This is a genomic window from Acidovorax sp., from assembly GCF_046341535.1.
In the GTDB taxonomy this organism is placed as follows: Bacteria; Pseudomonadota; Gammaproteobacteria; order Burkholderiales; family Burkholderiaceae_C; genus Acidovorax.
This window is the reverse complement of the sequence record NZ_JBKDRI010000203.1, coordinates 1-11,562: the sequence shown is the minus strand read 5'-3', so window position 1 is coordinate 11,562 and position 11,562 is coordinate 1. Positions and strand designations below refer to the sequence as shown.

Here is an 11,562-nt window from a genome sequence, read left to right as displayed (position 1 = left end):
AAAATGGAGCCCAAAAGCGCCCTGGAAGGGCCAAGACTAGCGGGAAACGCCGCAGAGTTGCCCAAAAAATAGGCGGCCTGAAAATCCTGCTCTGTTGCGCTTCATCAGGCGTGGAAATCAGGGGTTTTTAGAGGTTCCCTACAGCCTGCGGCGTTGGCAGGCGCTGACGGTGTTCGTGGGCAACGCGCAGGTACCCATAGACAACAACTGGGTGGAGAACCAGATGCGGCCGGTCGCCCTGGGTCGCAAGAACTGGTTGTTCGCTGGCTCATTGCGTGCGGGCCAGCGTGCCGCCGCCGTCATGAGCTTGATCCAGTCGGCCAAGATCAACGGGCATGACCCGCACGCCTACCTCAAGGACGTTATGGACAAGCTGCCCAGTTGGCCCAACAGTCGCATCTGTGAGTTGCTGCCGCATCGCTGGCAGCCTGCAAGCGTCTGAGAAGCCACCAATTCAGCCTGCGGCCACCTTACGCAACAGGACGGGCGAGACCTTCCAGTTCTGAGCGTCATCGGTGCGCAGGCTGGCCGTCTTTTTGTTCAGGCGAACGACCACGGCGCGTTTGACGCTGCCGTCCTGGGTTGTGAACTCCACCCGATCACCTTCGGCAAACTGGGCCAGTTGCACTGTGCTTCTGGCCTGAGCCAGCAGATTCAACCGCTCCACCACCATCCGGTTGAGAAACTGCAGGTCTTCCTCGCCCATGTGGCGCAGGGCTTGCACAAACATCTCGCGGTCTACAACGGTCTGGCTTGAACTCATGGCGGCAGTTTATGTCGTCACCGACCTATCACATTCAAGCCGAACGCAGGATCGGGTTCACCGGACGGATACGCTCCAAAAGCGGTGCTGGCAAGTGCATAGCGCTGTCACGCCAAAGGTGAGGCTGCAAAAACAACCCAAGGCCCGAGTCCATGCGCTGTGCGCCAAGATGACAAGCGGTCAACTGCCGGTTTTAGGTTCAGTCGCTCGAACCGACTTGAGTGGGGTGCCTCAGCGCGGTGCAAGACGTATCGCACCATCGAGCCGAATTACTTCTCCGTTGAGCATATCGTTTTCAAAGATGTGCTTGACCAGCTTGGCGTAATCCTGCGGCGTGCCCAATCGGCTTGGAAAGGGAACACCGGCTGCCAGTGCGTCCTGTACCTCCTGCGGCATGCCAAAGAGCATCGGTGTGCCAAAGATCCCAGGGGCGATGGTCATGTTGCGAATACCGTTGCGCGCAAGATCTCGGGCAATCGGTAGGGTCATGCCGACCACGCCTCCTTTGGATGCGGCATAGGCAGCCTGCCCGATCTGGCCATCATAGGCAGCAATGCTGGCCGTCGAGATCAGCACACCGCGCTCGCCGGTTGCCTCTGGCTCGTTTTTTGACATGGCTTGTGCCGCCAGGCGAATCATGTTGAAACTGCCGATCAGGTTCACCGTGATGGTTTTGGTAAAGAGGGACAGTGCATGCGCACCATTTTTCCCCACGGTTTTTTCGGCGGGCGCGATTCCGGCACAGTTCACAAGACCCATGAGCTTGCCCAGGGACACCGCTTTGGCCACGACGGCCAGAGCGTCCTCTTCCGTGCTGACATCGCAGGGGACGAAGTTTCCACCCACATCGCGCGCGACCGCCTCACCTTTGTCAACCTGCATATCAGCGATGACCACCGTGCCGCCATGCGACGCCAGCATGCGTGCCGTGCCTTCGCCCAGACCCGATGCGCCGCCGGTCACGATGAAAACCTTGCCGTTGATGTCCATGTCTATCTCCTGACGTTAACGTAAACGTCAATTATGAACCACGACGTGAACCGCAGGCACATCACAAAAAGTCCGGACGTGCCGGACTTTGGAGTTACGCCGGGTGGGAGGGCGGTTGCAGCGGTTGGCTATTGGAATCCGACCCGGTCGAGCATTTGCTGGACCTTGGTGGTGTTGGCTCCTACAGCGCTGATCGGGATCGTCTCGCTCTTGAACGGTTTACCGCCTGTCATGGCCTTGAGAGCCGGGTTGTCCACGGTAACGCTCTTGGCCGCGGGCCACTCGTTGTTGCCATTGGCAAAATAGTTCTGGGCATCGGCACTGGCCAGATACTCGAGGAACCGGATCGCGTTGGCCGGGTTCTTGGCATGGCGGGCCACGGCACCCCCTGCGATGTTCACATGGGTACCCCAGGAATCCTGGTTGGGAAACACCACGCCAATCTTGCTCACGGTAGCCACGTCTTCCGGTTTGGTGGAGCGCATCAGTCGGGCGAGGTAATAGGAGTTGGTCACGGCAATGTCGCACTCGCCCGCGGCCACGGCATTGATCTGATCGGTATCGCCCCCTTTGGGCGCGCGCGCCAGGTTCGACACCAAGCCCTTCAACCAGGCTTCGGCCTTTTGCTCCCCGATGTGTTCGATCACAGCCCCAAACAGACTCAGGTTGTAGGGGTGGGAGCCCGAGCGGATGCAGACCTTGCCCTTGTTCTTCGGAGCGCCAAGTTCCTCGTAGGTATCGACATCGTCTTTTTGCACTTTGGCCTTGTTGTAAACGATCAGGCGGGCGCGGGTGGAGAAGCCGAACCAGGCAACCCCGCCGTCGGCTCCAGGCGCGCTGCGAAACTGTGCTGGAATGGCTGCAGTAAGCACTTTGGATTGGATGGGCTGGAACAAGCCGTCGACCTCGCCCTTGTGCAGGCGCGCGGCATCGACAAGCAAAATCACGTCCGCTGGCGAGGCGCTGCCTTCAGCCTTGAGTCGGGCAAGAATGCCCGCGTCGTCGGCATCTACCCGATTGATTTTGATGCTGGTGGCCTTGGTGAAACCGGTGTAGAGCGCCTCATCCGTGGAGTAGTGGCGCGCCGAGTACAGGTTGACGACCTGCTCCTGGGCCGAGACAGAGGCTGCACCGGCGGCGCTGGCGCAGACCGTGATGCAGAGGTTCCTCAAGAGTGCTTTCAAGGTGTTGGGCATGGAAACGACTTTTCATTGCGATGTCTGAATGATAAAGCAAACGCGAATTATTCGCAATACGGTTATTGGACGGACTGACGCAAGGTCAATGGATGGTGAGTCTTCGTCTGGTGTGGGAAACCAGCAGCATGCGGCCCGGATTTTCCGCATGGTCTGCTTGAGATTCGGACAACTTGCGAGCTGCCGGAGAAAAAAAGCCCAGCGGAGGCTGGGCTTTGAAAGGATCCTAGAAACTTGCGATTCACGAGGATCCAAGGAGATAACTGGTCACCGCGCCTATCTACCCAGCGATGAGTCCATCGCGAGAGACCCTGAGCGCGGAGACAGGCTGCGTTTCCCAGGCCGCAGGCCCGGCGCAGCCTGGCGCAGATCAGCGCTTGCGAGGGGCAGCAGTCTTGGCAGCGTTGGCGGCGGTGTTGGCCACGGCGTTGAAGTTGGCTTCGGCCACATCAGACGCTTGCTTCACAGCCTTTTGAACGGACTCGAAAGCGTTGTTGGCAGCCGACACGGCGCTCTTCATCACGGCCACGGCGGTCTCCGAACCAGCCGGGGCGTTCTTGGCGGCGCTGTCCACCAGGTTGGTGAACACGCGCTGGGCATCCGTAGCCTGCGACTCAAAGGCCTTGCCGAACTCCGCGCCCGTACCCGAAGCGATGTCGTACAGATGGCGGCTGTACGCGGCTGTCTTCTCAGCCAATGGCTGGAAGAGGCCGGCTTGCAGGGCCAGCAGCTCTTGCGCGTCCTTGACGCTCAGGACTGCCTGGGTGTGGCTGGCGGCTTCCGACAGGGCGGTGCGCGATGCGGTTACGTTCAGCTCGACCAGCTTTTCAACGCCTTCGAAAGCCTTGGAGGTCAGGCCGAAAAGGGTCTCGATATTGGCTTTGTGCGAGGCCAGAACTTGTTCAGTGGTCAGTGTCATGTGATAGCTCCAAGTTTTTGGGCCATGTGGCCCGGGGTGGTTACAGACAGCTGCCCTTGCCTAGATGTGATTCATGTTGCAACGCAGCATTCGGCCAATTCTACGGGGATACGGGCGCAATGCAACTGTTTTTTGTTGCGTCGCAGCAAATTAGAGCCTGCGCCTCAGAAAAGCCACATGCGGCAGAATTTGGCGCGCATGCATGCCTATTACTCCGACCAGTTTGTACTGTCGCTTCCACAGGGGCACCGCTTCCCCATGTCCAAGTACCGGATGTTGCGCGACCGCCTGGACGCGCAGCTGCCCGGCATCAGCTTGCAGGTAGCGCCACCCGCGTCCGACGAGGAGCTGGCCCGGGTGCACAGTCAGGCGTACATTGACGACATCGAACACGGCACCTTGCCGCCTGCTGCGCAGCGCGAGATCGGGTTTCCGTGGTCTCCTGCCATGGCAGAGCGCGCGCGGCGATCGGTGGGCGCCACCGTGCATGCCAGCCGCGCCGCCTTGCGCGACGGGGTTGCCGGTAACCTGGCCGGGGGCACGCACCACTCCTACGCGCACAAGGGCGCAGGCTTTTGTGTGTTCAACGATGTGGCCGTGGCCACGCGGCTCATGCAGGCGGAGCATGCCCGTCCGGGCGTTACCGCGCCGTTGCTGCAGGTTGCCGTGATTGATCTGGACGTTCATCAGGGCAACGGCACGGCGCATATCTTTCGTGACGACGCCTCTGTGTTCACGCTTTCGCTCCACGGAGCCCGTAACTTTCCATTTCGCAAGGAGCCCAGTGATCTGGATGTGGAGTTACCCGACGGTTGCGGAGATGACGAATACCTGCTCGCATTGGAGCAGGCGCTGGGAACGCTGGAGCAGCGCTTTGCACCACAGTTGGTGTTCTACCTGGCCGGCGCCGATCCACACGAGGGCGATCGCCTCGGTCGCCTGGCGCTCTCCCATGACGGCCTGGAGGCACGCGACCGTCGGGTGTTCGACTGGGCCTGGCACCGGCGCGTGCCGTTGGTGCTGACGATGGCGGGTGGGTACGGCCGCGACATCGAAGACACGCTGCGCGCCCAGGTAACAACCTGGCGGGTGGCCATGCAGTACTACCATCGCTGGCAGAATCTGCGGCCATGACCGCTGCGAGCACTTTGACCCCGACGTTTGGGGCGGCGCGTCCTCTCCCCCAGCCGCGTGATGCCTATGTGGTCTTTCGCCCCATCACCACGCGCTGGGCCGATAACGACGTGTATGGGCACGTCAACAACGTGGTGTACTACAGTTGGTTTGATACGGCCGTCAATGGGTACCTGATCGACCAGGGCGTGCTCGACACCCATGCCGGAGAGACCGTGGGTCTCGTCGTCGAAACCCAGTGCAATTATTTTGCTCCGCTTGCGTTCCCGCAAACGGTGGAGGCGGGCATCCGCGTCGCGCGGCTGGGTAGCACCAGCGTGCGCTACGAAGTGGGGCTGTTTGCGCGCGGCGAGCCTTTATCTGCGGCGGCTGGGCATTTCATTCACGTGTACGTGGATCGCACCACGCGCCGACCGGTTGCTCTGCCTGCGGGGCTGCGCCAAGTGCTGCAGTCGCTGCTGATGCCCTGACTGCCCACGCTACCCTGTGCCCCGGTGCTGGCCCAACTGTGGCGGCGATCAGACGTTTGCGCTCGCTCGTCCTGAAGGGATCGGAGCCTGCCTGAAAGCCGGGTTCTCATTGAGATATCAAGCCACAGCCAAGGCCAGCAAGCCCCGCGTCCTGTCGGGGTCACGGTTTTTTCTCTGTTGGATGGGTAGGCTGGAGGGCGTGCCGGGGGCAGGGCTCGTCTACACTTTCCCGCTGCAACGAACGGTCTGCGCAAAGCCCCCCTGCATCGCCCTTGATGATCGGCAGCCTGCTCGACACCGATCAGTGCCAGTGCACCACGATGCAGGTGGAACTGGCCCGTTTCCGGTCGCGCAGATCCCGTACTGGTTCAAGTGCCGCAAGCGTGGGGAGCCACCGTTTGCAGGAGTCGGCGGCGTACCGTGCGCGATGAAGCATGGCGTGATCGACAGGTCTTTGAAGTGCGTGCGGCGTGCTGGAATTGCCCGCGCAGGCCTGGTGGCCGCTGACGAGAATTGACTGCCTTTAAGGAGAAATACGCGATGAGAAAGCTGTTCGGACGTGCCCTGGGAGGGCTGATGGCAATCATGTTGCCGGGCCTGGCCATGGCGGCGGACATTGACGGCAGTTCGCTTTCAGTGCTTTGGGGTGTGCCTTTTGCGGGCATCCTGCTGTCGATTGCGCTCATGCCGTTGCTGACACCGATCTTCTGGCACCACCATTTCGGCAAGGTGGCTGCGGGCTGGGCGCTGGCATTCCTGGTGCCCTTTGCCATCACGTTTGGCGCTGGTGCGGCGGGCCAGAGCCTCGTGCATGCGCTGGTGGCTGAGTACATTCCATTCGTGATCCTGCTGACCGCGCTGTTCACCGTGGCGGGTGGAATTTTCATTCGCGGCAATCTCCATGGCAGCCCGGGCCTCAACACGTCCATTCTTGCGATTGGTGCGGTGCTGGCCAGTTTCATGGGGACGACCGGGGCATCGATGCTCTTGATCCGCCCGCTGATTCGGGCCAATGACAATCGCACGCACGTTGCCCATGTGGTGGTGTTTTTCATCTTCATCGTCAGCAATGCGGGGGGCTCGCTCACCCCGCTGGGCGATCCGCCGCTGTTTCTGGGTTTTCTCAAGGGCGTGGATTTCTTCTGGACGGTGCGCTACATCTTCCCGGAGACCCTGTTCCTGGTCGGCTCGCTGCTCGCTTTTTTTTACGTGCTTGACTCGTGGTATTACCGCCGCAGCGGTGAGCTGCTGCGCACGGACCCGACGCCCGACAGCCGTTCCATCGGTTTCGATGGCAAGGTCAACTTCGTCCTCCTGGGTGCGGTGGTAGGACTGGTCCTGCTCAGCGGCATGTGGAAGCCTGGCGTCGTGTTCGACATTGCGGGCACCGAAGTAGGCTTGCCGGGCATCGTGCGCGATGTGGGGTTGATCATCGTGACTCTTGTGTCCTTGAAGCTGACGCCCAAGAAGGTCCATGAAGACAACCAGTTCGGCTGGGGCCCCATGCAGGAGGTGGCCAAGCTGTTTGCCGGGATTTTCCTGACCATCATTCCGGTGATTGCCATGCTCAAGGCCGGTGTCAACGGGCCGTTCGGTGCCGTGGTATCGGCCGTGACGCGCGCTGATGGTTCGCCCGACCCCCTCATGTATTTCTGGGCGACGGGCGTGCTCAGCTCGTTCCTCGATAACGCGCCCACGTATCTGGTGTTCTTCAACACCGCCGGAGGCGACCCGGCCGTGCTGATGACCACGCTCGCCCCCACGCTCGCGGCAATCTCTGCTGGCGCGGTGTTCATGGGCGCCAACACCTATATCGGCAATGCGCCCAACTTGATGGTGAAGGCCATCGCAGAAGACCGTGGTGTGAAGATGCCAAGCTTCTTTGGCTACATGGTCTGGTCGTGCGGGATCCTGGTGCCACTGTTTGTGGTGATGAGCTGGATCTGGTTCCGGACTTGACGGTCCACATGAGTGGCTTTGGCGCTTGCCCCCTGTCTCACGCTGCGGGTGGGGCGGAGGGGATAGCACCGTGAACAGGCATCAGGCGCACACAGAATGCGCTGTACCTGGGCATCCGACGTGAGCGAATAAGAATAGTTTGGAGACACGTTATGGGTAGCAAACCCCGCATCCTGGTCGCCCGCGCCATCTTTCCTGACATCGTTGAGCGTCTTCGCACGCATTTTGAGGTGGAAGACAACCCCGGTGACGGGATCTGGACGCCCGACGCGCTGGCGGCGCGACTGGCCGACAAGGATGGGGCCTTCACCACCGGCAGCGAGCGCATTGATGCCGCCGTGCTGGCGGCGGCCCCACGCCTGCGCATCGTGGCCAACATGGCGGTGGGCTACAACAACTTTGAGGTCGATGCCATGACGGCCGCCGGAGTGCAGGGCACCAACACCCCCGATGTGCTGACCGAGACCACCGCCGATTTCGGCTTTGCGCTGCTGATGGCCACCGCCCGCCGCATGGCTGAAAGCGAACGCTACCTGCGCGCCGGCTTGTGGACCCAGTGGAGCTACGACATGTTTGCCGGTGGCGACATTCACGGCAGCACGCTGGGCATCATCGGCATGGGACGCATCGGACAGGGCATTGCCCGGCGCGGCGCACACGGCTTTGGCATGAAGGTGATCTACCACAACCGCTCGCGCCTTGGTGCCAAACTGGAGGCCGAGTGCAAGGCCCGCCATGTCGGCAAGGAGGAGTTGCTGCGCACTGCAGACCATGTGGTCCTGGTGCTGCCCTACACCCCGGCCGCGCACCACACCATCGGCGCGGCCGAACTGGCGCTGATGAAGCCCACGGCCACGCTGGTCAATATTGCGCGGGGCGGCATCGTGGACGACGCAGCCCTGGCAGTGGCACTGCGCGAGCGGCGCATTGCGGCCGCAGGTCTGGATGTGTTTGAGGGTGAGCCCCGTGTTCACCCGGATCTGCTGACCGTGCCGAACATGGTGCTCACACCCCACATTGCCAGCGCCTCTGTGCCCACGCGGCGTGCCATGGCCAGCCTGGCGGCCGACAACCTGATCGCCTTCTTCGACGGCCGTGGCCCGCTCACCCCGGTGAACCGGCCCGTCGCCCATCCGCGGGGATATTAGTCCTGAAATTTTAGTGTTTTTGGCCCACTTACGCACGTCTGTAATGGCTTTTTAGCTATTTTATTTATAGCATTCTGTTTTGACGACCGATACTCTTGTCCTGCTGGCCGCGCTGACGCTGGTTCTGCTGCTTTTACTGGTGCTGCTGCTTCGGCGCTCCCGCATCGATCTGTCGCCCGAGTGGCTGGCGCGACTGCAGGCGCTGGAGCAGGCCGCGCAGTCCACGCAGATTGCCGTGGCCAAGAATGATGGCGCTCTGGATGGCATGGGCCAGCAACTGCGCGGTTTTACGCAAACCACGCAGACCACGCTGGAGGGCCTGCGCCACGCCGTGGATGAGCGCCTGGCGCAAGCGGTGGCCGAGTCCCGCAACGGCCGCGCCGAGCTGCTGGCCGCGTTCAGCGTGTTCGAAGGGCGGCTGGAGCAGCGCCTGGCTGGCCTGGATGCGGCACTGATGCAGCGGCAGGCGTCGCAGGATGCGGCCCTGGCCCAGCGCTTTGAGGCATTGCAGGCTGCCACGCGCGGCACCCTCGACTCCCTCAAGGCCGACATCCAGTCGCAGCTTGGAGTCATGTCCACCGCGCTCAAGGATCAGCTCCAGGCCAATGGTTTTCAAATCCGCAACCAGTTCTCGGTGCTGCAGGATGCTGTCTCGCAGCAGCTCACGGGCCTGGTGCAAGGCAGCCAGCACAACGCAGAGCAATTGCGCAATGCGCTCAACGAGCGGCTGGCCGCCATCCAGGCCGACAATGCCACCAAGCTGGAAGAAATGCGCCGCACGGTGGACGAAAAGCTCCATGCCACGCTGGAGCAGCGCCTGGGCGAATCCTTCAAGCAGGTCAGCGATCGGCTGGAGCAGGTGCACAAGGGTCTGGGCGAGATGCAGACGCTGGCGGGCAGCGTGGGGGACCTCAAGCGCGTGATGACCAACGTGAAGTCGCGCGGCACCTGGGGCGAAATGCAACTGGGCGCGATCATCGACAACGTGCTCACGCCCGAGCAGTTTGCACGCAACGTCAAGACCGTGCCGGGCAGCGACGAACTGGTTGAATTTGCCGTCCGCCTGCCGGGCAGAGGCGACGAGCACCCGGTGTGGCTGCCCATCGACTCCAAGTACCCGGTGGAGCAATACCAGCGCCTCATGGATGCACAGGAGGCCGCCGACAAGGCGGCCATCCTGTCCACCGGCAACGCGTTCGAGACCTCCATCAGGCAAGAAGCCAAGAAAATCTTTGCCAAATACGTCTCGCCGCCACACACCACCGACTTTGCAGTACTGTACCTGCCCACCGAGGGGCTGTTTGCCGAAGTGATGCGCCGCCCCGGTCTGGTCGAGGCCGTGCAAAACGAATGCCGCGTGATGATCACCGGGCCCGCCAACCTGGCAGCCATGCTCAACAGCCTGCAGATGGGTTTCAGGACGCTGGCGATTGAAAAGCGCTCCTCGGAGGTGTGGAGCCTGCTGGGCGCGGTCAAGACCGAGTTTGCCAAGTTCGGCGATGTGGTGGAGGCGACCAAGAAATCCATCGACGCCGCCGCCAAGAAGTTTGACGAGGTGGGCACGCGCACCCGAGCGATCCAGCGAACGCTGCGCGATGTGCAGGATCTGCCCGCATCCGGCACCGTGTTGCCGGCGTTAGACGTCAGGCAGGGGCTTGCCGGTCCGGGCGCGGAGGATCAGCGGCCTTGAAAGCGGCGCTCACCCGTCTGATCGCAGCCCAGATCTGCGTGCATTCGTGCATGGCGGGCATGCGTCTGGCAGCGCCCTTGCTGGCGCTGCGCGAGGGCCACAGCGCTGCGGCTGTGGGGTTTCTTGTGGCGTTGTTTGCTCTCGTGCAGGTGTTCTGCGCGCTGCCGGTGGGGCGCTATTCGGACCGCCAGGGACTCAAGCCTCCGGTGGCTTATTCGGTGGCCGTCGCATGTATCGGTGCGGGTCTGGCCGTGGTCTTCCCGACCTATTGGGCGCTGTGCATCACGGCGTTGCTGACCGGCGGTGCAGCGGGCGCGGTCACGATTGCCGTGCAGCGGCATGCGGGCCGTGCAGCCCATGATCCGACCGAGCTGAAGCGGGTTTTCAGCTGGCTTTCGATCGCGCCCGCCGTCTCCAACTTCATCGGGCCGTTCGCAGCGGGGCTGGCCATCGATCTGGCTGGCAGCGCGCCAGGCAGTCTGGAAGGCTATCGGGCAGCATTTGCATTGCTGGCACTGTTGCCGCTGGTCAGCCTGTGGTGCGTGCAGGGCCTGCAGGAGCTGCCGCGCGCGGCAGCCGTTGCGGCCAAGGATGGAAAGCCCCCACGGGCCTGGAACATGCTGGGGATTGCGCCGTTTCGGCGCTTGCTCATCGTGAACTGGCTCATCTCTTCGTGCTGGGATGTCCATGCCTTTGCGGTGCCGCTGCTGGGGCATGAGCGCGGCTTGTCGGCGTCGGTGATTGGCACCATCTTCGGATCGTTTGCCGTTGCAGTCACGGTGATCCGGCTGATGATGCCCTTCGTGGCCCGCCATCTGAGCGAACGGGTGGTGATAGCAGTTTCCATGCTGATCACGACGGTGATTTTTGCGGTGTACCCATTGCTGCACAGTGCGCTGGCCATGGGGCTGTGCTCGGTCCTGCTTGGCCTGGCGCTGGGGACCGGTCAGCCCATGGTGATGAGCCTGCTGCACCAGGTCACGCCCGCCCACCGGCAGGGGGAGGCTCTGGGCCTGCGCCTCATGGCCATCAATGCATCCAGCGTGATGATGCCCCTGATGTTCGGCTCAGCCGGTGCCATCATTGGCGTGGGTGGCCTGTTCTGGGCGGTGGGCGTTGTGAGCGTGCTGGGTGCGCGGCTTGCCCGGCGCATCTAGGAGCCTGTCGGACTTGGAAATCGTCGGCTGCAAATCGACCGCAGCGGTCCATTTTTAACCGCCTTTTTGCCCCATAGCTCGGCTATGGGGCTGCAAATTCGGCAAAAACTGTCCTCGCTCTCGCCGATTTTCGCTT

Annotated in this window: 10 protein-coding genes and 1 pseudogene; 7 read left to right on the top strand and 4 right to left on the bottom strand. The window is 62.2% G+C overall.

Going from position 1 to position 11,562, the window contains the following annotated elements; translation table 11 throughout:
- Positions 1 to 139: 139 nt before the first annotated feature.
- A pseudogene (locus ACK543_RS15155) lies at positions 140 to 442 on the top strand (transposase domain-containing protein); the annotation flags it as partial.
- Positions 443 to 454: 12 nt separating this feature from the next.
- Here ACK543_RS15155 and ACK543_RS15150 read toward each other — a convergent pair.
- The 4 genes from ACK543_RS15150 to ACK543_RS15135 form a co-directional block, all read right to left on the bottom strand.
- Positions 455 to 763: a hypothetical protein gene (locus ACK543_RS15150; protein ID WP_409943658.1), complete on the bottom strand. Its 309-nt coding sequence runs from the start codon at positions 761 to 763 to the stop codon at positions 455 to 457.
- 231 nt (positions 764 to 994) lie between these two features.
- On the bottom strand, positions 995 to 1,753 hold the full coding sequence (locus tag ACK543_RS15145; RefSeq protein ID WP_409943657.1) for a 3-hydroxyacyl-CoA dehydrogenase: 759 nt from the start codon (positions 1,751 to 1,753) through the stop codon (positions 995 to 997).
- A gap of 128 nt (positions 1,754 to 1,881) precedes the next feature.
- Complete coding sequence (locus ACK543_RS15140) at positions 1,882 to 2,949, bottom strand: extracellular solute-binding protein (RefSeq protein WP_409943656.1); 1,068 nt, start codon at positions 2,947 to 2,949, stop codon at positions 1,882 to 1,884.
- Positions 2,950 to 3,319: 370 nt separating this feature from the next.
- A complete protein-coding gene (locus ACK543_RS15135) occupies positions 3,320 to 3,868 on the bottom strand; it encodes a phasin family protein (RefSeq protein WP_409943655.1) in 549 nt (182 codons plus the stop codon).
- A 198-nt stretch (positions 3,869 to 4,066) separates the two neighbouring features.
- On the opposite strand from ACK543_RS15135, the gene ACK543_RS15130 reads away from it, so the two are divergent.
- The 6 genes from ACK543_RS15130 to ACK543_RS15105 all read left to right on the top strand — a co-directional run bounded on the left by ACK543_RS15130 (position 4,067) and on the right by ACK543_RS15105 (position 11,426).
- Positions 4,067 to 5,002 carry a histone deacetylase gene (locus ACK543_RS15130; RefSeq protein WP_409943659.1) on the top strand — a complete coding sequence of 312 codons (936 nt, stop codon included), beginning with the start codon at positions 4,067 to 4,069 and terminating at the stop codon, positions 5,000 to 5,002.
- On the top strand, positions 4,999 to 5,472 hold the full coding sequence (locus tag ACK543_RS15125) for an acyl-CoA thioesterase (protein ID WP_409943654.1): 474 nt from the start codon (positions 4,999 to 5,001) through the stop codon (positions 5,470 to 5,472). Before ACK543_RS15130 ends, ACK543_RS15125 begins: the two co-directional genes overlap by 4 nt.
- Positions 5,473 to 6,012: 540 nt before the next feature.
- Positions 6,013 to 7,431 carry a sodium:proton antiporter gene (locus ACK543_RS15120; protein ID WP_409943653.1) on the top strand — a complete coding sequence of 473 codons (1,419 nt, stop codon included), beginning with the start codon at positions 6,013 to 6,015 and terminating at the stop codon, positions 7,429 to 7,431.
- Positions 7,432 to 7,583: 152 nt separating this feature from the next.
- Complete coding sequence (locus tag ACK543_RS15115; protein WP_409943652.1) at positions 7,584 to 8,579, top strand: 2-hydroxyacid dehydrogenase; 996 nt, start codon at positions 7,584 to 7,586, stop codon at positions 8,577 to 8,579.
- A 79-nt stretch (positions 8,580 to 8,658) separates the two neighbouring features.
- A complete protein-coding gene (gene rmuC, locus ACK543_RS15110) occupies positions 8,659 to 10,269 on the top strand; it encodes a DNA recombination protein RmuC (RefSeq protein WP_409943651.1) in 1,611 nt (536 codons plus the stop codon).
- The gene (locus tag ACK543_RS15105; protein WP_409943650.1) at positions 10,266 to 11,426 is read left to right on the top strand and encodes an MFS transporter; all 1,161 of its coding nucleotides are present in this window, start codon (positions 10,266 to 10,268) and stop codon (positions 11,424 to 11,426) included. Before rmuC ends, ACK543_RS15105 begins: the two co-directional genes overlap by 4 nt.
- Positions 11,427 to 11,562 lie beyond the last annotated feature (136 nt).